The 25741-nt window shown below is 71.2% G+C and carries 27 protein-coding genes; 10 read left to right on the plus strand and 17 right to left on the minus strand.

Annotated features, from left to right (window positions below; all coding sequences use genetic code 11):
• Positions 1–15 precede the first annotated feature (15 nt).
• From EG812_RS22035 to EG812_RS22055, 5 genes are all read left to right on the plus strand, one after another.
• On the plus strand, positions 16–1236 hold the full coding sequence (locus EG812_RS22035; RefSeq protein WP_232510642.1) for a CapA family protein: 1221 nt from the start codon (positions 16–18) through the stop codon (positions 1234–1236).
• 124 nt (positions 1237–1360) lie between these two features.
• Positions 1361–3562: a HAMP domain-containing protein gene (locus EG812_RS22040; protein ID WP_233579573.1), complete on the plus strand. Its 2202-nt coding sequence runs from the start codon at positions 1361–1363 to the stop codon at positions 3560–3562.
• A gap of 1 nt (position 3563) precedes the next feature.
• Positions 3564–4841: a poly-gamma-glutamate synthase PgsB gene (gene pgsB, locus EG812_RS22045; RefSeq protein ID WP_013730897.1), complete on the plus strand. Its 1278-nt coding sequence runs from the start codon at positions 3564–3566 to the stop codon at positions 4839–4841.
• Positions 4838–5323, plus strand: coding sequence for a poly-gamma-glutamate biosynthesis protein PgsC/CapC (locus EG812_RS22050; RefSeq protein WP_013730898.1), 486 nt, complete (start codon positions 4838–4840; stop codon positions 5321–5323). The genes pgsB and EG812_RS22050 overlap by 4 nt, the downstream gene beginning before the upstream one ends.
• A 25-nt stretch (positions 5324–5348) precedes the next feature.
• The gene (locus tag EG812_RS22055) at positions 5349–6398 is read left to right on the plus strand and encodes a C40 family peptidase (protein ID WP_013730899.1); all 1050 of its coding nucleotides are present in this window, start codon (positions 5349–5351) and stop codon (positions 6396–6398) included.
• 22 nt (positions 6399–6420) lie between these two features.
• Here EG812_RS22055 and EG812_RS22060 read toward each other — a convergent pair whose 3' ends face one another.
• Complete coding sequence (locus tag EG812_RS22060; protein ID WP_233579574.1) at positions 6421–7218, minus strand: hypothetical protein; 798 nt, start codon at positions 7216–7218, stop codon at positions 6421–6423.
• 287 nt (positions 7219–7505) lie between these two features.
• On the opposite strand from EG812_RS22060, the gene EG812_RS22065 reads away from it, so the two are divergent.
• Entirely contained in the window at positions 7506–8357 is an 852-nt protein-coding gene (locus tag EG812_RS22065; RefSeq protein WP_043719279.1) for a Rieske (2Fe-2S) protein, read from the plus strand.
• Positions 8358–8382: 25 nt separating this feature from the next.
• On the opposite strand, the gene EG812_RS22070 is transcribed toward EG812_RS22065, so the two are convergent.
• From EG812_RS22070 to EG812_RS22125, 12 genes are read right to left on the minus strand one after another with little or no spacing between them, the layout of a single operon-like run.
• Positions 8383–9582 (minus strand): LysM peptidoglycan-binding domain-containing protein, encoded by a 1200-nt coding sequence (locus EG812_RS22070; RefSeq protein WP_126712637.1) that lies wholly within the window; start codon positions 9580–9582, stop codon positions 8383–8385.
• A 16-nt stretch (positions 9583–9598) separates the two neighbouring features.
• Positions 9599–10024: a pilus assembly protein TadG-related protein gene (locus EG812_RS22075; RefSeq protein WP_013730903.1), complete on the minus strand. Its 426-nt coding sequence runs from the start codon at positions 10022–10024 to the stop codon at positions 9599–9601.
• Positions 10021–10488, minus strand: a complete 468-nt coding sequence (locus EG812_RS22080; protein WP_013730904.1) for a TadE/TadG family type IV pilus assembly protein — start codon at positions 10486–10488, stop codon at positions 10021–10023. Before EG812_RS22080 ends, EG812_RS22075 begins: the two co-directional genes overlap by 4 nt.
• Positions 10473–10916: a TadE/TadG family type IV pilus assembly protein gene (locus EG812_RS22085; RefSeq protein ID WP_050814516.1), complete on the minus strand. Its 444-nt coding sequence runs from the start codon at positions 10914–10916 to the stop codon at positions 10473–10475. The genes EG812_RS22080 and EG812_RS22085 overlap by 16 nt, the downstream gene beginning before the upstream one ends.
• A 2-nt stretch (positions 10917–10918) precedes the next feature.
• Positions 10919–11113, minus strand: coding sequence for a hypothetical protein (locus tag EG812_RS22090; RefSeq protein ID WP_013730906.1), 195 nt, complete (start codon positions 11111–11113; stop codon positions 10919–10921).
• 30 nt (positions 11114–11143) lie between these two features.
• Complete coding sequence (locus tag EG812_RS22095; RefSeq protein ID WP_013730907.1) at positions 11144–12007, minus strand: type II secretion system F family protein; 864 nt, start codon at positions 12005–12007, stop codon at positions 11144–11146.
• Entirely contained in the window at positions 12004–12909 is a 906-nt protein-coding gene (locus EG812_RS22100; protein WP_502697208.1) for a type II secretion system F family protein, read from the minus strand. Before EG812_RS22100 ends, EG812_RS22095 begins: the two co-directional genes overlap by 4 nt.
• Positions 12910–14445 (minus strand): TadA family conjugal transfer-associated ATPase, encoded by a 1536-nt coding sequence (locus EG812_RS22105; protein WP_126712639.1) that lies wholly within the window; start codon positions 14443–14445, stop codon positions 12910–12912. It abuts the gene before it with no gap.
• A complete protein-coding gene (locus tag EG812_RS22110) occupies positions 14435–15235 on the minus strand; it encodes a CpaE/TadZ family protein (protein WP_126712640.1) in 801 nt (266 codons plus the stop codon). The genes EG812_RS22105 and EG812_RS22110 overlap by 11 nt, the downstream gene beginning before the upstream one ends.
• Positions 15235–15897, minus strand: coding sequence for an SAF domain-containing protein (locus EG812_RS22115; RefSeq protein ID WP_013730911.1), 663 nt, complete (start codon positions 15895–15897; stop codon positions 15235–15237). Before EG812_RS22115 ends, EG812_RS22110 begins: the two co-directional genes overlap by 1 nt.
• A complete protein-coding gene (locus EG812_RS22120; RefSeq protein ID WP_043722583.1) occupies positions 15894–16814 on the minus strand; it encodes a hypothetical protein in 921 nt (306 codons plus the stop codon). The genes EG812_RS22115 and EG812_RS22120 overlap by 4 nt, the downstream gene beginning before the upstream one ends.
• A gap of 44 nt (positions 16815–16858) precedes the next feature.
• Positions 16859–17425, minus strand: coding sequence for a hypothetical protein (locus tag EG812_RS22125; RefSeq protein WP_126712641.1), 567 nt, complete (start codon positions 17423–17425; stop codon positions 16859–16861).
• 667 nt (positions 17426–18092) lie between these two features.
• Between EG812_RS22125 and EG812_RS22130 the strand changes: the two genes are divergently transcribed.
• On the plus strand, positions 18093–18800 hold the full coding sequence (locus EG812_RS22130; RefSeq protein WP_126712746.1) for a prepilin peptidase: 708 nt from the start codon (positions 18093–18095) through the stop codon (positions 18798–18800).
• A 56-nt stretch (positions 18801–18856) separates the two neighbouring features.
• The gene (locus EG812_RS22135) at positions 18857–21226 is read left to right on the plus strand and encodes a glycoside hydrolase family 65 protein (RefSeq protein ID WP_126712642.1); all 2370 of its coding nucleotides are present in this window, start codon (positions 18857–18859) and stop codon (positions 21224–21226) included.
• Positions 21227–21282: 56 nt separating this feature from the next.
• Here EG812_RS22135 and EG812_RS22140 read toward each other — a convergent pair whose 3' ends face one another.
• Both EG812_RS22140 and EG812_RS22145 read right to left on the minus strand, forming a co-directional pair.
• On the minus strand, positions 21283–21771 hold the full coding sequence (locus EG812_RS22140) for a DUF8243 domain-containing protein (protein ID WP_013730916.1): 489 nt from the start codon (positions 21769–21771) through the stop codon (positions 21283–21285).
• A gap of 64 nt (positions 21772–21835) precedes the next feature.
• Positions 21836–22525 carry a DUF4386 domain-containing protein gene (locus tag EG812_RS22145; protein ID WP_013730917.1) on the minus strand — a complete coding sequence of 230 codons (690 nt, stop codon included), beginning with the start codon at positions 22523–22525 and terminating at the stop codon, positions 21836–21838.
• A gap of 105 nt (positions 22526–22630) precedes the next feature.
• Between EG812_RS22145 and EG812_RS22150 the strand changes: the two genes are divergently transcribed.
• The gene (locus tag EG812_RS22150) at positions 22631–23311 is read left to right on the plus strand and encodes a TetR/AcrR family transcriptional regulator (RefSeq protein ID WP_043719289.1); all 681 of its coding nucleotides are present in this window, start codon (positions 22631–22633) and stop codon (positions 23309–23311) included.
• 7 nt (positions 23312–23318) lie between these two features.
• Here the strand turns inward: EG812_RS22150 and EG812_RS22155 are convergent, their stop codons facing one another.
• Positions 23319–23834, minus strand: a complete 516-nt coding sequence (locus EG812_RS22155) for a DUF3592 domain-containing protein (RefSeq protein WP_158632532.1) — start codon at positions 23832–23834, stop codon at positions 23319–23321.
• A 35-nt stretch (positions 23835–23869) separates the two neighbouring features.
• Entirely contained in the window at positions 23870–25027 is a 1158-nt protein-coding gene (locus EG812_RS22160) for an FAD-dependent oxidoreductase (RefSeq protein WP_233579575.1), read from the minus strand.
• A gap of 100 nt (positions 25028–25127) precedes the next feature.
• On the opposite strand from EG812_RS22160, the gene EG812_RS22165 reads away from it, so the two are divergent.
• On the plus strand, positions 25128–25724 hold the full coding sequence (locus EG812_RS22165; protein WP_126712644.1) for a TetR/AcrR family transcriptional regulator: 597 nt from the start codon (positions 25128–25130) through the stop codon (positions 25722–25724).
• The last annotated feature ends 17 nt before the right edge of the window (positions 25725–25741 follow it).

Genomic DNA, 25741 nt, shown 5'->3' on the forward strand with positions numbered 1-25741 from the left:
GTTTAGCCTGTCGCAGTGTCGAGAAGCTCTCAGTCCAGCGGCGGGTTGTCCGGACCGCTTCGGGCGATCCTGGGTTCGGTGACGGCGCTGACGGTCGCCGCGGGTGCCATCTACGTGTTCGGACCCTGGTCCTCCGAGGAACCTGCGCCGATCGGCACGCCCCGTCCGGTCGCCGCCGCGGCGAAGGTCTCCGGTCGGACGATCTCGGTGATCGGCTCCGGCGACATCCTCGTGCACCCGGAACTGTGGGACCAGGCCCGCCGGGACGGCGCCGGCAACCTGGACTTCGGGCCGATGCTGGAGCACGTACGCGAGACCGTCTCTGCGGCCGACCTGGCCCTGTGCCACCTGGAGACCCCCGTGGCGCCGCCGGGCGGGCCGTACATCGGCTTCCCCAAGTTCAGCGTGCCCCGGGAGATCGTGCAGGGCATCAAGGCCGCCGGGTACGACGGCTGCTCGACCGCCTCGAACCACACCATCGACCAGGGGATGGAGGGGGTCAAACGCACGCTGGACGCCCTCGACGAGGCCGGCCTCGGTCATACCGGCAGCTACCGCACCAAGCGGGGAGCCGGTGCCGCCAAGATCTACGAGGTCAAGGGTGTCAAGGTCGGGCACCTCAGCTACACCAAGAGCTACAACGGTCTGCGTCCGCCCGCCGGCAAGGAGTGGGTGTCGAATCTCATCGACCCGCAGGCCATCCGGCGCGAGGCCGCTGCTGCCCGACAGTCCGGCGCGGAGATCGTCCTGGTCAGCCTGCACTGGGGCACCGAGTACGAGCACGAGCCCGACGTCGACCAGCAGACGTGGGCGCGCGAGGTGGCCGAGATCGACGATGTGGACCTGGTCTTCGGTCACCACGCGCACGTGGTGCAGCCGGTCGAGCGGATCGGGGACACCTGGATCGTCTACGGCATGGGCAACCACATCGCCCGGCACGCCCAGCCCGTGAACACCAACCGGGACGGGGTGATGGTCCGGGCGGTGTTTGGCCCGGCGGGCGATACGAACCGGTGGAAGGTGGTGGCCATGGAGGCCGTCCCCACCTTCGTTGATCTGAATCCGGATATCCGTTTGGTTGATCTTGAGCGGAAACTGGCCGATGTTGCCCTGCCCCCGGGCCGGCGCATGATCTACGAGGCGGCGGTCGACCGGATCGAGGGCAGCTTGTTGACCAGGGGTGCCGACACGGAGGGGTTGATCGTCCGGGGGGCTCGACCAGGCTCCCGACCGTAGCCGCAGGACCTTGGATGAACGTGAGCCTTGCTAGCATCTGCCCGGCCTGGCGTCCCTGCCTGGCGATGAGCTGGGCGGACAGGTCTTCACGGCAGCCTGGCCACCCCCGGAAGGTTGTCCTCAGGTGCGAAGCGGTTCGGCCCAAGGTGCGCCACAGCAGCCGATAGACGGTTCGGTCAACGACCAGGCGCAACTGGTGGCATGGCGACGCCGTGCTCTGGAACAGCAGTTGCCGGCGGCGGCCTTCCCGGCGGGGACCAACGCCCCGTCGCTGGTCTACCTCTTGGCGACGATGTTCGTCGTCGTCGCGGCCGTCCTCGGCTTCGCGGTGAACGCCCAGCACGGCGCGCTGCCGGCCGTGGTCGACTCACAGCGGGACATCGTCGCCAAGCTCGCCTCCAGCATCCGGCTGGACGCCGCCGCCCGACGCGAGGAACTGACCCGGATGGTGCAGACCCGCGGTGAGACCTCCGACGCCGAACTGCTGAACCGCCTGATCAGCGGGGGACGCAACATCAGCGGCGTATCGATCATGGACGCCGGAACCCGGCAGGTGATCGCCGCCGAGGGCGCGGAGCTGCCACTGGACCTGCTTCCCGCGGAGCTGCCGATCGGCTCCACCCTGGCGGTGACCAACGCCGACGGGCCCCTCATGGTGTACGGGATCGCGCTGGACGAGACCCGGGTCGTCCTGGCCACGCAGCCGCTCACCATGCGGAACCTGCGACTCAACCCGGACGCCGGACACGGCATCCACGCCCTGACCCCCGACGGCACGATCAGCCTGATGCAGGGGGCCAACGCGGTCGAGGCGGCCCACCTGCCGGCGATCTTCGAAGGACTGGTCGATGCCGGCTCCCGGCAGAGCCGGCAGGTCGTCGTCAAGGAATGGTCGGACCGGCGACTGCTGGTCTCCTCCGCCCCGGTGGGCAGCTCCGGCCTGGTGATCGTCTCCCTGCTCACCACCGAGGTGAGCACCGGAACGTCGCTGCGCAAGGGCCTGCTGCTGGGACTCAGCCTGCTGGCCGTCGGCCTGCTCAGCTTCTGGATCATGCGCAGGTCGTTGTTCCTGCCCGTACGTGTGCTGCTCAGCCAGGCCAAGGCCGATGCCTGTGGCGCCATCACCGCCCGGCGGCCCAAGCTGCGCATCCGGGAGGCGCACCGGATCGCCCGCGCGCTGGCCCTCACCTCCGGTGAGCAGTTCCCCACCGACCGGCGCTGGCGCCCGACGGTGCTGCAGGGGCTCAGCGTCGCGCTCGTCATCGCCCTGCTCTGGCCGGCGGCGGTCGTCGTGCTCGGACTGCGGGCTCCGGCCCCGACCGTTCCGGTGCAGCTGATGCGCGACGAGGAGAACCGTGCCGAGGAGGCCAGCAGCGCGCTCGGCAACCTCCTCGACGGTGGACTGGTCACGGTCTCGCGGACCTCGTACGGCTTCAACGTGCAGGATCTGGAGCAGGCCGGTAGGCGACTCGACCGCGAACTCGACACCGACGACCGGTTGCGGGCGCTCTACCTGGTGGATCGGGACGGCAAGGTGCTGGCCGGTGCGGGCCGACGTCCGCTGCGTACCGTCGAGCCGCTGCCCGGCGAGATCGGCATTCACCTGGACCGGACGGTGCAGCGCCTACCTGTCGTGTACGCCTACAACCAGATGGCCGACGGCTACTCGATCGTCGGCGAGTTCGACCCGGACCGCCTGCTGGGCCTGGTGCGCCGGGTCAGCGGGCGTACCTACGTGGTCGACGCCGAGCTACGCACCGTGCTGGATTCCGAGGGCTTCCAGGCGTTCCAACCCTTGCAGGGTGACCTGGTCCGGGAGGCCGCGGTGGAGGCGCTGCCGGGTGGGACGGTCGGCCGGTCACGTACCGCCGACGGCAAACCCGCGCTGGTCGCCGCCGCCGGTCTGTCCGCACCCGGGACGGTGGCCCACCTGGAGTGGGCGGTCGTGATCGAGCAGGACACCTCCGGGCTGCGGCTGCCGGAGCTGATCGAGCAGCGCTGGACCCTGCTGATGGCCGGCGCGGCCGTCGGGGTCGTCCTGCTGACCCATGTGTGGCAGCTCTACATCTTCGTCCGGCCCCTGCGTCGGTTGGCGAATGTCGCCGACCGGATGAGCGAGGGCAACGTCGAGCTTCCGGTGCCGCCGCAACGGCACGACGACATCGGTGCGATCGCGATGTGTCTGGAGATCTGCCGTCAGGTCCGGCACACCGGCTCGGCGCGATTCGGCGGGGCCTTGCGGTTGCGGGGTGCCGGTGCCGACCGCACCACCGTCCTGCCGCGGGTGCGTTCGGCGGCGGGCACCGGTCGGGGGACGAAGGGCTGACATGTTCTACCTGTACACCGTCTACAGCCTGTGCTGTCTCGCCCTGGTCGTGGCGGGCGTGATCGAGCAGCGGAACCACTACCGCAACCTGAACACCATCCCGCACCGGGTGCTGGTCAACGGCATCCGGGGCAAGAGTTCCATCACCCGGCTGTGCGCTGGTGCCCTGCGCGGTGGGAACAAGGTCGTGGTGGCCAAGACCACCGGCACCGCCGCCCGGTTCATCTTCCCCGACGCCAGCGAGGAGCCGGTGCACCGCAAGTTCGGCATCGCCAACGTGGTGGAGCAGATCGGGATCGTCCGGCGAGCGGCGGTCTACCACCCGGATGCCCTGGTCATCGAGTGCATGGCGGTCATGCCTGCACTTCAGGAGATCAACCAGAGCAAGTTGATCCGGTCGAACATCGGGGTGCTGTGCAACGTCCGCGAGGATCACCTGGCCGAGATGGGGCCCACCCTCGACGACGTGGCCCGGTCACTGAGCCGTTCCATGCCTGAGGGTGGCATCTGCATCACCGCCGAGAAGGACCGGTTGGCCATCCTGGAACAGGAGGCGGCCAAGCGGAACTGCCGGCTGATCTCGGTCGACCCGGAGTCGGTGACCGATCAGGAGATGGCGGGCTTCGGCTGGATCACCTTCAAGGAGAACGTGGCGATCGCGCTCGCCGTCGCTGCGGAACTGGGGGTCGACCGGCGGAGCGCGTTGGCCGGGATGTGGGCGGCACCGCCCGATCCCGGGGTGCTCTCCGTGGCCCGGGTGCTGTACCAGGAGAAGCGGGTGCGCTTCGCCAACATCTTCGCTGCCAACGACCCCGAGTCGACCTTCATGAACATCCAGCAGCTGGAGCAGCAGCAGTTGATCAACCGACCGTTGACCATGGTGATCAACTGCCGTCCGGACCGGGTGGAACGCAACGGGCAGATGGGTACGCTGGCCGGCCGCGTACAGCCCCAGCAGATCGTGCTGATCGGCGAGATGACCCGCAGCGCCCGGGTCAACGTGCCGGCGGACCTGCAGAGCCGGGTGGTCGACCTGGGCGGCAAGCTGCCCCCCGAACGGCTGGTCGCCGAGGTGATGGCCGCCACCGCCCCGGACGGCTCGGTGATCGCGGTCGGCAACATCCACGGCCAGGGTGAGGTGCTGCTGCACGAACTGGCCGCCCTGCCGAGCTGGGAGCCGCGCGGCCGTGACCGCGCCGAATCGATGTTGCGTACGCCGAGCACGCCCGGGTTCGACGTGGACGCCGAGACCGTTTTCCTGGGAGGGATCCGGCGATGATTTTCGGGGGAGAGCTGAGTGCTCAGCTCGCGACCGCCTGCCTGGGCATCGGCCTGGTCTTCGCGTTGCTGTGTTACCTGACCACCAACCTGTCCCCGGGCGGGATGATCACGCCCGGCTGGATCGCGTTGGCGCTGATCGAGGACCCGCTCCAGGCCGGGGTGATCGTGGTGATGACCGTGGTCACCTACGGCCTGACCCGCCTGATGCAGCGCATGGTGATCCTCTACGGCAAGCGACTGTTCGCCGCGATCGTGCTGCTCAGCGTCTTCCTCCAGATGACGCTGTTCATCATCGTCCAACGCGACCTGCCGTTGCTCTTCGCCCACCAGACCCTGGGCTTCGTCGCGCCGGGACTGATCGCCTACCAACTCGTCCGGCAGCCGCCGAAGGCCACCGTGCTGGCCACCATCATGGTCACCGCCATCACCTACGGTGTCGCGGTGAGCGGCATCGTGGCCGGCTTCGTGCCGGTCACCTGATCATCCATCGAAGAGGTGACGGGACATGAATTACCGGACCTACTCCCGCAGCCAGGCGGCACTGATGGTGATCGCCGCCTTCACCCTGCTGGTCGGTGGCGGCACCTTCACCTATGTCGCCGTCCGGCACTCCGTACCGGCTCCGCTCGAACTGAGTCTCGGTCCGCAGGCCGCACAGGCCGCCACCCCGGCGGCGGCCAGCGGCCTGCGCTACATCCGGCTCACCGCCCCGGACCGCACGCAGGTGCTCGACGACAAGGGCAAGACCATCGCGATCATGACCGACGGTTCCCGTACGGTCCATCTGATCGGCAAGAAGCGGACCTTCGCCGAGCCTCGGTTCACCAAGGCCAAGCTGCACTCCGAGTTCTGGGTACGGCTGGCCCCCCGACAGTGGCGGGCCGGGGCGGAGGAGGAGAAGTGGTTCATCGACTGGTTCGCCAAGGCGCGTAAGGACCGGTCGGCGGACATCCTCGCCCTGGCGATGGAGTACACCTACCTGGGCCAGCCCAAGCGGGACCGGCAGGGCCGGCAGTACTCCGGGGATGCCGCCTTCGGCCCCCTGTCGGACATCGACCCGGATGGCCGGGCGGAGAACTCCGACTTCTACGACTACCTGGGCATCTCGTGGAGCTTCCCGGACAAGGAGGAGAAGCCCAGCCCGTCGCACTTCCTCAGCCTGGACTGCTCGGGCTTCGTTCGGATGGTGTACGGCTACCGGGCCGGCTATCCGCTGCTCGGTACCAACAACGCCGGTCCGGGGCTGCCCCGCCGGGCCACCGCGATGGCCTCGGTCGGACCGGGCACCCAGCTCATGCCGAACACCGGCAAGCGGGCCCGCGAGCTGGACCGTCTGCTCCCGGGCGACATGCTCTTCTTCAACGCCGGCCCGATCCAGGGCGCGAACATCGAGCACATGGGCATCTACCTCGGTGTCGATGACCGTGGTCACCATCGCTTCATCTCCAGCCGTACCACCGCCAACGGGCCCACGATGGGTGACCTGGGCGGCGAGTCGATCCTCGACGGCACCGGCTACTGGGCGCTGCGGTTCCGGACCGCCCGCCGAGTGTGAGCTTCGCGGCGGCTCGTCGGGGTCAGTCCTCGGCGAGCCGCTCCGCCAGGGCCGCCACCACCCGGTCGCCGATGGTCGAGTCGCTGCGGATCGACCAGTTCAACTCCAGGTGCACGAAGACGGTCCCGGCCTCGGCGGCGGCGCGTCCCTGCTGGTTGGTGCGTCCTTCCAGTTGGCCGCAGCGGCGTACCCAGGACCGGCAGGTGCGCAGACCAAGCTGCTCGGAGAGACTGTCGGCGATCCGCCGGGCCAGCCGGTTCGTCGGTGCCGCACCGGTCGACACGACGACGTCCGAGGACGGCAGGTTGCGGTCGGCGAAGCCGTGCAGCTGGATCTCGTCGAGGCCGGCCTCGGCGAACGCCACGGCCAGACTGTGGAACAGCGAACGGTTGTTGTGCGCCACGTCGGCGGCGCCGGCGGCGGCCTGCCGGTGCGCCCCGGCGACAAGGAGCACACTGCCGGGGAGTCGGCGGTGCAACGCCAGCCCGATCTTCTCGGTGTTGATGTCGAACCCGGGGTGCGGCACCTCGACCACCGTGCGCGCGGTGGCGGACCGGTCGACGAGCACCGCGCCCCAGGTCCGCCTGTCGGAACCGGTGGCCAGGTAGCTGCTGCACTCCCGACCGGTAGCCGAATCGATCCCGTGCCGAGCCTGAAACCCCAGTTCAGCGAAGAGCCGATCGGCATCCTCCGTCTTGTCGCCCCCCGCCACCAGCGCCCGAGCCGCCCGCGCAGCCGTACGCCGTTCCGCCGAATCCGGATCACGGTACGGCCCCACAGCCGACAACGCCCCGGTCAACTCATCAACAAGCCCCGCCACATCCAACTCGATGGCGGCTGATGAAGGGCCAGGACCACACCCCCCGCCGAACAGCCCGACCCCCGTAGCAGCAGCCAGCACCGCCCGTCGCCTAGCCCTCACGCCCCCCGCCCGCTTCCCCACCCGAAGCAGGCTAACCCACCCCCACCCTCCTCGCCGATCTTGCACCCTCTGCCTGGACAAATCGGGTTAGAGGCGTCATATAGGCGACCGAAAGTGCAAGATCGACGGGGAGATTGGGGGGCGGGGGGCGGTTTGGGGGGGCGTGGGGTGGGAAGTCGGTAGTTGTGCGAGAGCTATTGACGAAGATTGAGCAGAATTCCCGGCTTGACCGGTTCGGTGATCGGTTGCAGCGCGCGGTGCAGGGCACCCTGCGGGGGCAGCGGGTCCGGGATCTGCTGCACGGGGTCTGGCTGGGGCATCCGCTGCACCCTGCGATGGTGCAGGTCACGGTCGGTTCCTGGATGAGTGCGGCGGTACTGGATCTGCTGCCCGGTCAGCGGCGGGCGGCCACCGCGCTGATCGCGGTGGGCACCGCCAGCGCCGTGCCGTCCGCGGTGGCGGGGCTCAACGACTGGGCGGCCCTGGCCCGTGACCAGCGCCGGGTCGGCCTGGTGCACGCCGCGTCGAACAGCGTGGCCCTGGTGTTGTACGGGGGCTCGCTGGCCGCGCGGCTGTCGGGTCGCCACGGCCTCGGCCGTACGCTCGGCTTCCTCGGCCTCAGTGCGGCGAGTGCGGGGGCGTACATCGGTGGGCATCTGGCGTACAAGCAGGGTGCCCAGGTGAACGTGAGCGTCTCCGACCTGCACCTGATCAGCGACGGGTGGCATGCGATCGCCGAGATGGACAGCCTGCCCCAGCGGGAACTGGTCACCCGCAAGGTCGACGAGGTGTCGGTGATCCTCTACCGGCACGGCGACGACGTGACCGTGATGCTGGAGCGCTGCCCCCACCAGAGTGGGCCGCTCGGCGAGGGCGAGGTACGCGAGATCGACGGCCACGCCTGCGTGGTCTGCCCCTGGCACGGCAGCACCTTCCGCCTCAACGGCGGCGAGGTGGTGCACGGTCCGTCCTCGAACGACCAGCAGATCCTGCCCACCCGCGTGGTGAACGGCAAGCTTGAGGCACGCCTGCCCTGACCGCCTGGTACGGCGGCAGGCGTCGTCAGTCCTTGCGGTGTCGGCCGGTCGGAAGTTCGCGGGGTGCGCTGCTGCGCCGGTGCTGCCAGGTGCTGGCCGAGGTGGTCACGGGTCGTCGGCGCAACCCCAGGACGGCACCGATCTGTGCGCCGACGATGCTGGCCACGGCCAGTACGGCGGAGATGGCCAACGGACGGTTCACCCGGTCGGGATCGCCGGCGCGGGCCGCGCCCACCGTCACCACCGGCGGGTGGTCGTCGGAAACCTTGTCGCGTGGCGCGGTCGGCTGTCGATCTTCGGGCGCGGCGGGCGCGGGTGTCGCCGATCCCGGCTGCGAGGTGCTCCCACCCGGCTGACCGGAGGCGCCACCCCGCGTCGCCCCGTCCTGCGTGGCCCCACCCGGCCCCGTCCCGCCCGGCCCCGATCCACCCGGTCCTGATCCGTCCGGCTTCGTCGGGGTGGGCGTTCCTGCGCCGCTGTCCGGGGCGGCCGGTGCGGGCGAGGGTCGGTTCGGTGTCACCAGCCGGCCGGTGGCGTGTGCCCGTACGCCCTGGTCCTTGGCCTCGGTCGGGAGTGTGATCAGTTGGCCGGGGCGGATCTGGTCGGGGTTGCGGAGTCCGTTGAGGGCAGCCAGTGTGCGGTAGTCGTCGAAATCGTCCAGGTACCGGTCGGCGACCTTGCCGAGGTAGTCGCCCTTGGCGACCTGGTAGACCGGAGCATCGAGGTCCGTCCGTACTGTCGCCTGCGAACCCATGGTGGTCGAGCCGGCCGGCGACGTGTACGCGACGGTTGTGGTGAGCGCGGTGTACGGCCCGGAGGTGTACGCGGCGGTGGCGGCGGCGGCCGGGCTGGCGACGAGGATCAGCGCGACCGAGCCGACCAGGGCGGCGGCGGCCCGCTGCTGCCGGCCCATCCCGGGCAGCCGGGGTGCCGGTCGGCGCAGCGCCTGTGCGCCCAACTCCACGAGCACCGAGATGGCGAAGGTCGCCCAACCGAACCAGCCGACCAGGGCCAGCGCCCGCAGGAACAACTGGCCGTCGTCGCGGCTGGTGAGGGTGGTGCCGATCTCCGCCAGTGTCGGTACGTGGTCGGGCAGCGGGTTGCCGGCGAAGGCCAGCAGTGCGATCGGCCCGCCCACCAGCAGGCCGAGCAGCACGACGAGCGCACCGAAGCCGGTCAGGATGCGACCGAGCCGCCGTACGGCGGTACCACCCGATGCGGCCATGACGACCTTCCTTCTCTCAGGGGAGCCCGGTCAGCGGCCGCGCGGTCGCCTCACCGGAGACGGTGACGGTGTTGGAGAAGCCGAAGAGGCCGAGCATGGCCCGGCGGTAGGTGACCGAGACGCGTACCCGGATCTGGGTCTCGCCGTCGACCACCGGGAAGCTGACGGTGTGGCCGCTGGCCCCGGCGGCGGCGAGGTAGTCCGCGACGGCGCGACGCGCCTGCCGCCGGTTGATCTGTTTGGGCCCGCCCTCGATGGCGGTGGCCAGATCGATGGCCTGCCCGCCCGCCCGTGCCGCCTCGGCGGCCAGGTTCTCGGCCCGCTGGAGGGTACGCAGTTGCCCTGCACCGTCGAACGCCATGCCGATGATGGCGAGCACCCCGACGAGGGCGATGGCGAGGAAGATGCTCACCCGCCCGGCGTCACCCCGGCCGGCGGTCATCCTCGACTCCGGTAGCGGTCCAGCGGCGAGGTGAACGAGGCGGTGATCCGGCTGCCCGCCGGCATGTTCTTCAACACGGGAAGCCTGATGTCCTGGTAGGACACCGTGCAGGCGAGTTCCACGGTGACTGAGGCGTCCTGCCCGACGCGGCTGCGGAACGCCGCGTTGAAGGTGGTGGAGCGGCCGTCGACCGTACCCCGGAAGGTGATCTGTGGGGCGCGGGTGCAGGCCACGCCGCGCCAGTCGAGCTGCTGCCGGGCCGCTTCCCGGGCCTCCCGGCGGGCGGTGGTGGCGTCCCGGGAGATCGAGGCCGCGCGGGCGGCGTCGTGGGCGGCGGCCTCCAGAGCCTCATTGGCCACCGCGGTACGACCGGCGACCCCGGCCAGCACCATCAGCGCCACGAAGGCCGGTGCCAGTACGGCCACCTCGATCGAGACCGAGCCCCGGCTCATGGTGCGGTCCATCGTTCCACCGTTCCGTGCGCGGTCTGCCGGACGGAGAAGGTGACGCCCGGTACGACCGACAGGGCGCGACCGGTCACCGTGCAGGTCACGTCGGTGGCCGTGGTGACGCAGTCGGGCCCCGGGTTCTTCCAGCCGACCAGCCAGTCGCCCGCCTGGTTGAGGAACTTCGTCGCCCGCTCGGCGCCGGCGTTCGGTGCGGCCTCGTGCAGCCGTTGGGCGTTGACGCCGCTCTGCGCGGCGTTGAGCGCGGTCGAGCGGGCCACGAAGACCGCGGCGACCTGGATCGAGGCGAAGAGCAACAGCAGGATCGCCGGCAGCGTCACGGCCAACTCGACCGGGTTGCCACCCCGTTCACCGTCGCCGGGTAGCCGGTGGTGCCGGTGCGCCACGGCCCACCGGCACCACCTCTCGAACCGAAAACGGCGCATCGTCAGTTGGCCGGCGGGCCGGGGATGGCGTCCATCCAGTTCTCGGCGGCGAGAAGGGCGGCGGCGGTAACCGCGAGGGCCACCGTCACCAGACCAAAGATGATCACGGCGGTGGGCACCGGGCTGTCGCCGCGATCGCCGGCCAGTTCGGCCAGCCGCGCGCGTAGCGCGGCGTGCAGGTAGGTGAGGACGGACATCGAACTGCTCCTTTGCTGACGGGGGTTGGCCTAGAGGCGGGCCAGGAACGGATAGATGGCGAAGCCGAGCAGGACGAAGACCAGCAGCGCGCCGGGGATGTCGAGCCGACTGGTCACCCCCTCGGCGCGAGCCAGGTTGTCGGTGCGGATCTGGTCGCGTAGCGAGTCGGCGCGGCTGCGCAGTGTCTCGTGCACCTGGGCGCCCTCGCTGCCGGAGGACTGCATGATCGCGCCGACATCGCCCAGCTCGGGGATGCCGATCCGATCGGCGAGGTCACGCAACTCGTCCCAGGGGGAGTGCATCTGCATCTGGGCCATCCGCAGCGCCTCGGAGATCCGCTCGAAGACCCAGCCATCGCAGATCGCCGCCGCCCGCTCCAGCGACTGCACCGGCCCGTGCGCGGCGGAGAGCTGCAACGCCACCAGGTCCAGGTAGGTGCAGACCGCCTGGCGGAATTCCTCCCGGGCGGCCTCGGCGCGGGTCACCACCGCCCGATGCGCCACCAGGGCACAGAGCGCCGCCAGACCGAGGCTGCCCAGCACCGGTACGACAAGTGGCAGCGAGATGCCGACGGCGAACAGCGCGAAGCTGAGCAGGGCCGGCGCGGCGAGGCCGATCAGCGCCGAGAGCAGCAGGGAGAGCGTGTACTGCTCGGGGGTGCGGTCGAGCAGGGCGAGCTGTCGGTGCGGTGGGCGCAGCCAGCGGGCCAGACCGGTGAGCCACTCCAGTTGACGGTCGGCGGGACTCGGCCGGGCGACTCCGGCCGGCGGATGCAGCCGGCGCAACGCCGGGCCGAGCGCGGGGGTGGCCGGCACCAGTTCGCGTACCACCAGGAACACGCCCAGCCCGACCGCTGCCCCGGCGACCACGGCGATGAAGAGGTGCAGGTTCACGCCACCACCTCCTCGGGGTCGGGGGCGGGCAGGAAGCGGGCCGGTCGCGGTGGTTGGCTCATCGAGCGCACCCAGGCCAGCAGGCCGATGAAGGCGGCACCGAGCAGCGCCATCACCAGCTGACCGAACGGCGTGCCGTACGGCTGCACGTACTCGGCGTTGAACAGCCCGTACGCGATGGTGGCCAGGGTCATGCCGGTGAGGAACCGGACCGCGAACCGGGGCTGGGTGCGTTTGGCCTCGATCTCCCGCCGGGTGGTGACCTCGGCCGCCGCCGCCGAGGCGATCGAGCCGAGCACGTCGCCGAGCCGTTCACCCCGGTCGGTCAGGTGCAGGATGAGCGCCGCCACCACCTGGTCGCAGACCGGGTCTCCGATCTCGTCGGCGAACGCCAGCAGGGCGGATCGGGCCAGCCAACCGGCCTGGAGTCGGGCGGCGAGCAGCCGTACCTCGTCCTGGATCTCTTCGGGCGCGGTGCCGACGGTGCCGATGATCGCCTGCTGGAGTCCCTGCCCGGTGGCGGAGACGTCCTTGAGTCGGCGGGTCCACTCGCCGACGGCCTCGATCCGGGCGATGGCCCGCTGTTCGGCCCGGCCGACCGAGAACAGCCACGGGGTGCCCGGTACCGCGACCGCGACCAGCAGGCCGACCACCGGCAGCCCGGTCAGCAGGAAGGCCAACGCGCCCGCGACCACCGCGCCGATCAGCAGCGCCTGGTGGGCCTGCTGTTCACGGACGGTGGTGCCGGAGCCGCGCCACAGCCGGCTGATTCCGGGGCCGGCGCCCGGTGCCGGGCCGGGCGGGCGGCGGGTGCCGACCAGTGCGACGACCGTCAACACCAGCCCGGCCACGCAGGCCGCCCCGGAGACCACGGCGAGAAGTTCGATGTTGTCGAGCACCACTCACCGCCGACCGAGTCGGGTCTGCTTGGGGCGGCGCCAGGCACCCTGCCCGGCCTCGATCCAGCGGCTCAGCAGTCGGGCGTCGTAGCCCACCCGCAGCAACTGGTCCCGGACCCGTTCGGGTAGGTGTCGGGGCACCGCGCGGCCGTCCGGGCCGGGCGCGAACACCTTGGTGGTGGTGATCCGGTTGCTGTCACCGACACCGATCACCTCCTCGACGTGCGAGACGAACCGGTGCTTGCGCCCGCCGATGCCGGTCTCGTCCTCGACGGTGACGTAGACGATCAGGTCGAGCGCGTTGCCGGCCATCCGGCGGGCCTGGTCGACTGTCATCTCCCGGCCGTGGGCCAACGCCAACTCGATGATCCGTTCGCTGACCCCGCCCGGGGTACGGGCGTGGATCGTGCACATCGAGCCCCGGCTGGTGGTCATCGCCTGGAGCATCGGCACGATCTCACGGGATCGCACCTCACCGACGATGATCCGCAGGACGCCCATCCGCAGCGACACCGGGATCAGGTCGGCGATGCTGATCTCACCTGCCGGTCGACCGTCGGGCCCGCGTTCGCCATGTCCTTCGCGGGCCTCGAAGCTCATCACCGCCCGGTGCCGGTCGGTCCGGCGGGCCGGCAGCAACTCCCGGCTCTCCTCCAGCAGCACGTACGGCTCGTCGGGCGGAATCTCGCTCATCAACGCCCGGATGACTGTGGTCTTACCGGCCCCGGCCAGCCCGGCGACCATGATGTTCAGCCCGGCGCGCATCGACGCGCGGAGGAAGTCGCGCAGCAGCGGGTCGATCATCTCGTCCAGGTCGCCGCGAGTGCCGGCGAGGTCGTCGAGGGTCACGTCGAGGGTGTTGTGCTTGCGGATCACCGCGTACGGGCGGTGGCTGACCAGGAACACCGCCGCCAACCGGCTGCCGTCGGGCAGTTGCAGATCCAGGGTCGGCTTCGAGGTGGACAGCGATCGTTCGGTGGCACCGGCCCGGCGCGCCGCCGCCTGGAGGATCTCCACCAACTCGTCGTCGCTGTCGGCGATCGGCTCGACCCAGTCGACGCCACCGCCGTGCCGGGTGATCCGCACCTGGTCGCAGCCGAGGATGTGGACCTCCTCGATGGTGTCGTCGACGAGGAGGGTCTGCAGTCGACCGAGGCCGGCCAGTTCGGCGGTGACCTGGTCGAGCAGCAGCCGTTCCTCACCGGCGGCCATCGGGGTGCCGGCCCGGCGTACCGAGTCGGCGTACTCGGCGACCAGAAGCACCGCGAGCCGGGCCCGCTCGGTGTCCTCCTCGTCGACGCTGAACTCCCGACCCCGCTGCCACCGGGTGAGTTGCTCGCTCAACTGGCGGCGCAGTTCCCGTACCACCTGGAAGTCCACCCGTGGCCGGGGTGGCGGTTCGGCTGCCGCCGGCGCGGCCGACACCGGCACCGGCATGGACGCGTAGTGCCGACCGTTGGCCACGGGCAGCGGCGGCGCGGTGGAGGTGGCGCCGGGCGGCTGCCGCCGGGGATCCGAGGAGACCGGCTCAAAGCGCATCGGGCACCCCCTGCGAAACCGGCCAGGCCAGGCGGGCTCGCCGCCGTTCCAGCAGGGCGCCGACCGGCACCTCCAGTTCGCGGGCCGCGCGCAGCAGCGGCCGTCCGGCGCGCACCGTGCCGCCCAGGCTCAACACCCCGGCGGTACGCGGATCGTGCGGCAGCCGGGCGATCACCGGCAGCTGAAGGGCCTTGCTGATCTCGCCCTTGCCGTGGCCGTCGCCGACCAGCAGCAGGCGCAGCGTGCCGGGCTCCACCCGATGCTCGGCGAAGTCCCGTTCGAGCGTCTTGAGCATGGCGCGGGTGCCGGACAGGTCGGGCAGTTGCGCCCGGGTCACCACCAGCACCACCGACGCGGCCCGCAACAGCGGCCACGGCGTGCCGACCACGTGCAGCCGTCCACAATCGACGATCACGTCGTACGGCGGGTCGCCGCGTTCCAGCCCGGTGAAGAAGTCCGCGAACCGCTGCCACAGCGGGATGACACTGCCGGCCTGGGCCGGGTCGACGACGCCGGGCAGCAGCAGGCGTTCCCGGCGCGGCGCGTCCAGGTCGACCAGCTGCGACCAGAACGCGGTGTCCAGGTTGCCGTCGCGCAGTTCCCCGACGGCCAGTTCCCCCAGGCCCCGTGGGCCGTCCAGCGCGCCGCCCAGGTAGCCGGCGAGGATCGAACCGCCGGCCGGATCGCATTCGGCGAGGACCACCCGACGGTGCCAGCTCAGCGCGCAGGCCAGCGCGGTGGTGGTCACCCCCGGCGAGCCCTTGGCCGAGACCAGCGCGATGATCGCCATCAGGCCGCCTTGGTGAGCACGACCGCGATCCGGTCCTGCGCCGCCATCGCCACCACGGCCGGCACGTCCCGTACGGCCAGGGCCAGGTAGACCACGACCTCGTCGCGGCCGTCGGTGCTGACCGCGTCGGTGACGGTCGCGGTGAATCGGGTCACGCCGGAGGACGAGCCGCTGCTGCTGTCGTCGCGAGGGGTGCTGACCAGCAGAACCTGGTCGCCCGGGCGAAGCTTGGGGGCCGGCACCTGGGCCGTACGCAATCCCAGGGCGATCTGTTGCTGCCCCGGGCCGAGCAGGGGTTGGTCGGTGAGCTGCGCCATGGTCAGCAACGTCCCGGGAGCGAGCGAGACGGCGGCGCGCATGCCTACCACGTCGGCGAGCCGTCCGGCCGGCACCGGGTCGAGGCCCTGCCCGCCGGCCACCTGCACCGAGACCAGGTCGCTGGCGCTGACCACGCTGCCCACCTCGACCGTCCGGGCGACCGCCAGGTAACTGCCGGTCGCCCGCACCGAGGTGACCGCGAACGCCGAGCCCAGCCCACCGAGGGCGATCAGCAGTACGGCCAGCCCGAGCAGCCCGGGGCGGACCCGGCGTTGCCGGACCACCTTGGGTGGGGCGACCGGCGCGTCCACCGGAGAGGGTCCGTTGCGGGTCGCCACGCTCATCGGGTCACCACCTGAAGCTCGTTGATCTGGATTTGCACCGGGCCGGTGGTGCGGGTGACGCCACCGATGCTCCCGGTCGCGCCGCTGCTGCTGGTCCAGGTGACGCTCCAGTGCGTCGTCGCCTGCACCCGGTACGTGCCGGCCTTGCTGTAGCCGTTGTGGTAGCCGCAGTCGGGGGAGCGCTTCCCGGCGTGTTGACCCCGCCGGTCGTACGCGGTGCCGGGGCCGTCGCAGACGACCCGGTGGCCGTTGCCCATGTCCCAGACGATCTCGTCGACCTCGGCCTGGATGGTGACGGTCAGGCCCCGGTCGGAGGCGGAGGCGCTCTGCGGGCCGAAGTAGGTGGCGCCTCGGCTGGCCCACATCCAGACCGGCAGCCCGACCAGACCGGGGCCGATGTCCTTGCGGGGTGCGACCGCCGCTCGGGGGGCCAGCAGGGTGATCGAGGCGAACGCCCGGCGGGCCAGTTCCTCCGGATCCGGCGGAGCACCGAAGCCCGGCGGCGGCCCTTCCAGCAGCTCGTTACGCACGCTGCCCAGGGACACGGCGTCACAGGTGAGCGTGTACCACTGCCACCCCGGGGGTGCCTCCAGTTGTGGCTCGGAAAGTCGGTAGTAGCAGCCGTCCTGGCTGTTGAACCAGCCCATGCCCTCGCGGTAGCAGGGGACGGTCTGCCCCTTCCACCGGCAGACGCTGCTGCCGCCACCGCCCCCGCCGTTGTCGCCGCCGTTGTCACCGCCGTTGCCCCCACCACCGGGGGTGCCCGGGTCGTCGTCCCAGACGTTGCAGTTGGGCTGGGCCGGCGGGCACTCGGCACCGGGGTCGGCGGCACCGGCCGGCACCGCCGGACCGGTGACCAGCAGCAGCGCCAGCGCGGTGCCGAGCAGCAGCCGGCGGACGGCCGTCCGGCGCAGCAGGCGCGGATCGACCGAGGCCCGGTCGAGGTGGTTCGCCGCCCGGGTCAGCACGGCTGGTCCTGGTGGGCCGAGCCGCCGCTGATCAGCCAGCGACCGTCGGGGTAGCGGGTGGCGATGGCGGTGGCGAGGTGCCGCGTACCGCGGGTGCCCGGCACCGGCTTCTTGTCGGCGACGTAGACCAGCCGGTAGCCGGTGGCGTCGAGGCAGTCCTGTATCTCCACGGTGGGTGGCTTGCCGTCCAGGTCGACGGAGATCACCGTGGGGTCGGAGCGCAGCGTGCCGGTGCTGACCGCCCCGTTGGCGCGGGCCTTTATCAGGCCCACCCGGACCCGGGTGAGCAGCGGGTCGGCGAGAAACCGGGTCAGCTCCGGGTGCTGCGGGTCGCTGCGCCGGCTCGCCGACCGGGAGGCGGTCAGATATCCGGCGTACGCCTTCAGGGCCGCCTGCTCGGCGGCCTTCTCCTCGGCGATCCGTTCGTTGCCGACCGGCCGACTCCGGTCCGTCGCGGTGGTGCCGGCTGTCGTCGGCGGGTTGCCGCAGGCGGTGGTCGTGCCGACCGTGGCCACTGCGACCAGACCGGCCGTCCAGCGACTCAGCTGCCGTGCTCGCACCCTCGTGCCCTCCTCGGTACCGACCCGGCGACCGGCGTCGCCGCCGTTTTCGGGCGTGCGGCAGCGCGACCGGATGGTCCTCTGCGGGCCGGTCCAATACGCAGTCGCATTTGCCCTAACGGATCTTCTACAAATGCACTGTCCTGGGTGGTTATGGCCGTCGGACGTGGGTTGCGTCACATCCAAGGGGCGAGCATAAGCTGACGCCGGCCGATGCAACAGAGGCAATTCATGTGACTACTCTGAGTCATGAACGGTGGTGGTGCTCGATGGTTACCGGAGGGTTGCCGAGGCCTGCCGAGGTCGTGTCGACGCCGGATCGGTGGGGTCCGCGCCCTGATGGGATCCACCCTCGGGTGGGTGGCGCCGAGACGGGTGCCGGTGGGATGGGAAATGGCTTGTGGCCCGATCCGTCCCCTGCTTTCGCCGCCCAAGGAGTTCGCCAATTGCGTTCCATGGGAATTCCATCTACGTGCGCCGCGTATTTCGGCCGAGTCTCCGCCGACCACCAGGGTTCCGTTTCGCAACGATCGGATCACCAGCGAATCCGAGCAGGCAGATTACGTACCGTATTCACCTTGCCGGGGAGGTCGGCGTGAGCCGGCCGGCAACCACCGAGTCGGCGCGGCCCGACGACATCCCACCCACCCCCGCCCGCCGCCGGCCGATGGCCGTGCTGGCGCTCACCCCGCTGCTGCGGTACGCCGTCGCCCGGCACGCCGTGCCCACGGGGACCGACCGCCGCAGCGGATGCGACGCCTGCGGCACCCCGATCGGCCTCGACCGGCCCTGGCCGGCGCTCGGCCCCACCGCCCGATGCGGCACCTGCCGGGCTCGGATCGGCGCGCCGCCGTTCACCGTCGAACTGGTCACCGTCGTAGCCCTCGCCATGCTGCTGCTGGCCGGCCCGCCCGCAGGTGAACTGGTCGCCGCCGCCTGGTGGCTGATCTTCGCGGTACCGCTGGTCTTCGTCGACCTCGCCGTGCACCGGCTGCCCGACCGGCTCACCCTCCCGGCCGCCGCCGGCACCTGGCTGCTGCTCGGACTGACCGCCCTCGTCGACGCCGGGCCGGCACCCTGGCTGCGCGCCACCGCCGCCGCGCTCGGCCTGGCCGGCTTCTTCGCCACCACCACGCTGCTGTTCGGCGCCCGAGGCTTCGGCATCGGCGACGCCAAACTCGCCCTGGGCGCGGGCGCGCTGCTCGGCTGGTACGGCTGGGCGACCCCGGTGCTGGGGCTGCTGCTCGCGGTGATGCTGTCCGGCCTGGTGGCCCTCGGGCTGCTGGTCACCCGACGGGCCCGCTGGTCGTCCCACCTGCCGTTCGGGCCGTACCTGGTGCTCGGCACCGTGGGGGCGCTGCTGCTGGTGTGGTGAGCGGGCCGGCGGGGAACTGTTGATGCTCCCCGTTCGCACCGCGTCAGGAGGCGTAGTTGCAGCGCACAGCCGAACGCTCGTCCGCACCCGACGAGCGCTGGCGGATCCGGCGTACCCACGACGACCTGGACCGGCTCGGCGAGACCGAGTCGGTGTTCGCGTTGAGCAACGGCTGGCTGGGCTGGCGCGGCACCCTCGACGAGGGTCGGCCGTGCGACATGCCGGGCAGCTACCTCAACGGCCTCCACGAGCGGCGCAAGCTGAACTACCCCGAGGACGGTCACGGCTTCCCACAGCTGTCCGACACGGTGATCAGCGCACCGAACGCCACCCTCGTCCGGCTCTGGGTCGACGGCGAACCACTTGACGTACGCACCGGGACGCTGCACCACCACGAGCAGGTCCTCGACCTGCGCGCCGGGGTGCTGGAACGGCTCACCGAGTGGACCTCGCCCGGCGGGCACACGGTGCGGGTACGCAGCACCCGACTGGTGTCGCTGCCGCGCCGTCGCGTCGGTGCCGTCGAGTGGACGGTGGAAGCCCTGCACGGGCCGGTCGAGCTGAGGATCTGCGCAGACCTGCTGGCCAACGAGCGGGTGGAGGACCGCGCCGACGACCCACGAGCCGCCGCCGTCATCGACGATCCGCTTGTCGGCGAGGTGCAGCAGCTCGACGGCAGCGCCGGGGCGCTGGTGCACCGCACCGGGCACAGCGACCAGCGGGTCGCCGTCGCCCTCGCACACCACCCGACGGCACCGGAGCATGTCACCAGCAGCGCGGACGCGACCGAGGACCGGATCCGGTTCAGCCTCGCCGGCGTCCTGCAGCCCGGTGAACGGGTCACGCTTGCCAAGTTCGCGGCGTACGAGTGGCAGCCCGTCGACGGTGCGTCGCCGGACGACCTCGCCGACCAGGTGATGACCGACGCGCTTGCCGCTCGGGCCGACGGCTTCGCCGCGCTGCGCGCCGAACAACGCGCGGCCCTGGACGCCGCCTGGCGTACGGCCGACGTGCTCCTCGACGGTGACGACAAGTTGCAGGTGGCGATCCGCTTCGCGATGTTCCACCTGATCCAGGCGGGACGCCCCGACGGCGACCGGACCATCCCCGCCAAGGGGCTTACCGGCAACGGCTACGACGGACACGTGCTCTGGGACACCGAAGGCTACGTCCTGCCGGTGCTCACCTACGTCGCGCCGGAGGTGGCCCGATCGGCGTTGCGCTGGCGGCACGCGCACCTGCCGCAGGCCCTCGAACGCGCGGCGGAACTGCGGCTGACCGGGGCGACCTTCCCGTGGCGCACCATCGGGGGACAGGAGTGTTCCGGCTACTGGCCCGCCGGTACGGCCGGGTTGCACGTCAACGCCGACATCGCCGACGCGGTGCTGCGCTACGTCGCGGCCACCGGCGACGACGACTTCCTCGCCGGCCCCGGACTGGAACTGCTGGTGGCCACCGCCCGGCTGTGGGCCGGCTTCGGGCACTACACCGACGACGGCCGCTGCCACATCGTCGGGGTCACCGGCCCGGACGAGTATTCGGCGCTTGTCGACGACAACCTGTTCACCAACCTGATGGCCCGGCGGAACCTGCGCGGTGCCGCCGACGCGGTACAGCGCCACCCGGAGGCGGCGACCCGGTTGGGCGTCGACCCGGCGGAGGTGACCGCCTGGCGGGCCGCGGCCGACGCGATGACCGTGCCGTACGACGCCAAACGCGGGGTGCACCAGCAGTCCGCCGGCTTCACCGAGCAGCCGGAGTGGGACTTCGCCGGCACCAGCGAGGACGACTACCCGCTCCTGCTGCACTTCCCCTACCTGGAGCTGTACCGACACCAGGTGGTCAAACAGGCCGACCTGGTGCTGGCCATGCAACGGTTTCCCGGCGAGTTCAGCGCCGAGGAGAAGGCCGCCAACTTCGCCTACTACCAGGCCCGGACCGTCCGCGACTCGTCACTGTCGGCCAGCCCGCAGGGCGTGCTCGCCGCCGAACTGGGCCACCTCGATCTGGCGTACGACCTGTTCACCGAGTCGGTGTTGCAGGATCTGGAGGACCTCGGCGACAAGACCGGCGACGGCCTGCACCTGGCGTCGCTGGGCGGCGCCTGGCTGGCCCTGGTGCAGGGCTTCGGCGGGATGCGCGACGACCGCGAACTGCTCTCCTTCGACCCCCGGCTGCCCGACCGGATCGAGCGGCTGGCGTTCAGCCTGTGCTGGCACGGCCAGCGGCTGCTGGTCACCCTCACCGCCGACCAGGCCCGCTACGAACTGCCCGACGCTCCCACCGGCACCACCGTCGAGCTGTGGCACCACGGCGATCGGCTGCGGGTGAGCGCCGGCGAGCCGGTGACGCGGCCGATGCCGCCGGTGCCCGACTTCGGCCCCGAACCGCCCTCCCCGGACGGCCGCCGCCCCAAGGGGCGGTAAGGAAGGGCACCTTATTAACGCCTCCGGTAGAGGAAGGGCACCTTATTAACAAACCGTCAGTCGACGGGCATCCGCCGCTGCTCGCCGAGGAGTGAACCGCCCGCCATCCGTTCCCGTACGGCGGTCAGCTCCTCGAAGGCGTACGCCCAGTTGTGGCACTTGAAGCTGCGCAGGCCCTCGATCGGGGTGCGGCAGTCGGCGCAGCGGACACCGGCGATGGCGTCGGGGAGCCCGGTGTTGACGTAGCGGCGTTCGCCGAGAATCACCGTGGCGATCATCGTCGGGTCGTGCACGCCCTTGAGCGCCGAGGAGACGATGTCGTACCAGGTGATCCGGCGATCGCACTTCGGGCAGTCCGGTTGGTCGCCGCTGACCCACAGCGGAGCGCCGATGGTGCGTGGTGGCATGCCGAGCAGCTTCTCGATGCGGCGTACGTCCGTCTCGGGGGTGGTCCAGCGGTGTCGGCCCGGCAGCGAGGCGGGTGAGTCGTAGACGGCCTGGAACAGGGCGGGTTCGACCTCGACGGTCTCGCGTTCGCTTGTCACGGCGTACCTTCCGGTTGGTCGACGCTCCCACCGTGGGCACCGGCGGGCAACGGGCACAACCGGATCAACGACACGGCGCCTCGGCCGGCGTCGGCAGCGCCGACCTGCGGACGCCCAGGATGATCAGGTACCCGAGGATCCAGAACTCGCCGACGGTCGCCGGGACCACCAGCAGGTCCGCGAGCATCCCGGTGCCGGGGGCGAGGTACGCGACGAACGTGTGGAGCAGGTAGCCGACACCCCCGGCGACGAGGACCCAGCCGAGGGCGCGAGGCAGCCACCCGGACCGCAGTACGCACAGGCCCATCGGTACGAGCCAGAGGCCGAAGAAGAGTCCACCCACGGTCCACAGGTTCCCGCTGACCAGGTACAGCAGTTGGACGCTGTCGGCGGCGTCGCCGAACGGTTGGGCCGCCACCTCGGTGGCGGTCGCGAGGAGCGCGGCGCTGCCGAGGATCGCGATGGCGTTGACCATGCCGAAGGCCGCGATGCAGCCGGCAGCGACGCCGTCGACGGTGCGGAACAGCCGGTAGAACCAGACGGCGGTGCCGGTCTGGGTGAGCACCACAAGCAGTTCGAGCGCGATGGCGACGCGGGCCAGGGACTCGTTCTGCACCAGGTGGGCGAGGGTCGCCTCGGGGTCACCGGCGGCGAAGATCCGGGGCCGGATGGTCAGGAAGCCCAGTGCGCCGGCGATGGCCAGGCCGAGGTAGAGCAACCCGGTCGTACGGGCGGTGCGGATCAGCGGAGGCATGGCCGCTCCTTCAGTGTGCGGTGGCGGGGTCGCGCGGCGAGACATCCGAGCCTTACGGCGTAAGGCAACCATACGATGTAAGGTCAAGGGAAGAGGGGAGCCGGGTTGGGTGCGAGGAAAATTCGAGAGCCGCTGAGTCGAGAGCGGGCTCTGGCCGCCGCGATCGCCCTGGTGGACGCCGAAGGGCTGGCCGCGTTGACCATGCGTCGACTGGCTGCCGAAGTCGGTGTCGAGGCGATGTCCCTCTACCATCACCTGCCCGGCAAGGAAGGTCTGCTCGACGGGCTCGCCGAGGCGGTCGTCGCCGAGATCCAGGCAGCCGTCGACACCACACTTGACGACGGGCACTGGCGTGCCCGCCTGCGGCAACGGTTCCTGGCCGCCCGTACGGTGATGCTGCGTCATCCCTGGGCGCCCGCGCTGCTCGGCTCCCGCCCCACCATCCCCGTCGGCCTGTACGGCTACTACGACGGCATCATCGCCACGTTGCGCGACGGCGGCTTCTCCTACCGGATCGCCCACCGGGCACTACACGCGTTCGGCAGCCTGGCGCTCGGCTTCGCCCAGGAGGTCTTCCGGCCCGCGTCGGCGGGCGGTGAGACCGACGTCGAGGCCGCCGAGGAGGAGTTGGCCGCGATGGCGGCCCACCTGCCCCACCTGACCGCGATGGTGGCGGCCGAGGCGCACGCCGCCGACGATCCGACGCTCGGCTGGTGCGACAGCCAGGTCGAGTTCGAGTTCACTCTCGACCTGCTCTTCGACGGCCTGGAGAAGGCCCGCGACTGAGTCCGGGTCAGGCGAAGTGGTGTCCGGAACGCCAGTCCTCGGCGTTCTGCCGCCACACCGACCGGGTACGCCAGAGCAGCACGCCGCCGCCGACCCCGAACATCACCGTCACGGCGATGGCGACCACGGGCTCCAGGTAGCCGGCACCGATCCGTACGTCGCGGACGTTGCGTCGTGGATCTTCCGGGTCGTACCGCACGGTGGCGACGTCCCCGACCTGCGGTTCCGGGTTCCACCTGTAGTCGGTGACCTCCGCGACGACCTGGCGGCCCTCGGCGGTGGTGAAGGCGACAAGCACGTACGAGTTCCGGCCCTGCGCATGCACCTCGCGTACGGTCGCCTCGGTCTGCACGCCGTAGTTGTGCAGCCGATGGGTCCGGTGGATCGACCGAACCTCAAGCGGCACGATCACCGCCAGCAAGGCGACAAGCAGCACGATTCCGGTCAGCGGGTGGCGCAGCCAGTAGCCGGGCAGCCAGCGGCCGCGCAGCCTGCGCGGCTTCCGCCGATCCCGCCAACCCACACTGCAATCCTGCCCGCCCTCGACAACCGGACGCGTCAGCCGTTCTGCCGTTCGACCGCGCGCCGCAGCACACCCCGTACGCCGGGCAGGGTGATCGCGCGCATCGTGACGTCGTTCAGCCACACGTGGACGCGGCTCGGTGGGGCGTACTGGTGCATGCCGCGACGGGCGAGTGCCTGCCGCTTGACGATCTTCGGTCGTAGCGCGGCCTCCCAACCGGCGAGGGCGGTCGGGATGTCCTGGTAGGGCCGGTTCAGGGCGGTGCCGAGCCGGTCCGCGCCGGCCAGGGCGAGGGCGGCGCCGTGCCCGGCGAAGAGGGTGACGCACCAGGCCGCGTCGCCGAGCAATAGCACCCGGCCATCGCTCCACCTGGGCATGACCACCTGGCTGACCTGGTCGAAGTAGGCGCTGGCGGGATCGGTGGCCAGCTGCCGCAGCGCCTCGGGTATGCCCCCGCCGAGGTCGGCGAAGGCCGCCCTCAGGGCGTCGAGGGCACCCCGCGCCACCTCCCACCCCGGGTCCTCGCAGCGGTAGGTGAAGAACGCCGAGGATCTGCCGGGCCCGAGGTTGATGACTGCGGCCGTACGGCCGGGTCCGATGAAGGTTGTCGCGGACGACTCGGGCACCTCCGCCACCGGCTCGGCGAGGGGGACCGCCGCCACCACGTACGGCAGGTCGACCCGGTACTGCGCGCCGAACACGGACGTCCGGGTGGCGGAGTGCACCCCGTCGGCACCGACGAGCAGGTCGGCCTCCTCGGTGCTGCCGTCGCTGAGCGTGACCCGGACCCGGTCGGCATCCTGCTCGATCGCGGTGACGGTGGTGCCGAAGCGGAAGTCGGTGTGTTCGCGGGCCGCGTCGTACAGCGCGGCTTCCAGGTCGCCCCGGAACACCGTCATGGCGTGCGGGCCGAGGGTGGCCTCGGCGAGGGCCGCCGGCACGGTGAACTTGGGCCGACCGTCCGCGCGGACCAGCACGGTGGAGAAGGAGCCCAGCGCGCGGTCGGAGAGTGCGGGCAGCAGGCCGAGTCGCTGCGCGGCGTCGTACCCCGACCCGAGCAGGTTCACCAGGTAGCCGCTGCTGCGCCGGCCCGGGGCCCGCTCCACCACGGTCGTGCGCCAGCCGTCGCGGCCGAGCCGTGCCGCCGCAGCCAGACCGGCGATCCCCGCGCCGACGATCACCACTCGCCTCATGCGGTATCCCTTCCCAAAAATGAGCGTACGCTCAAATAGTATGAGCACTTGCTCATGCGGGGCAACCGAAGCCTCCCGGCCTGCGCCTAAGATCAGAGGCATGCCGCGCGGAGTCGCCACCCCCGAACCTCGGCAGCACCTCTTCGCCGCCGTGGAGCGCGTCATCGTCGGCGAAGGGCCGAGCCGGCTCACCAGCCGGGCTGTGACCCGCGAGGCCGGCGTCGCCACCGGGCTGCTGTTCAGCCACTTCACGAACTTCGACGAGTTCCTCGTCGGCTACGCGGTCGACCGCAGCTTCCAACTCGCAAGCGCAGTGGCCGGGCTCCCGGCCCGCGCCGGCAGCGCGACGATCACCGAGAACCTCAGCGAGATCAGCCAGGCGCTCCCGCTGGACACGCTTGTGACGATGACCCGGCTGATGGCGTACCGACCCGGCATCACCGCCGGCGTCGAAGCGGTGCTGGGCGACGGCAGCGCCGGCCTGCAACCGGTCGAACGGGCGATCTTCCGCTACCTCACCGCCGAGCAGCAGTTGGGCCGGGTGCCCGCGAGCGCCGACCCGGAGGCGCTGGCCCTGGTCGTGACCGGAGTGCTGCACCACCTGGCGTTGACCGACGGCACCGGCCCGCTGGCCGCCGGACGTCTACACCGCGCCATCGCGGCACTCACCGACGGATTCCCCACCGTCGCTCAGTGACCACGGCGCGATGACGC

Origin of the sequence: Verrucosispora sp. FIM060022 (assembly GCF_003977705.1) — a bacterium.
Lineage (GTDB): Bacteria > Actinomycetota > Actinomycetes > Mycobacteriales > Micromonosporaceae > Micromonospora > Micromonospora gifhornensis.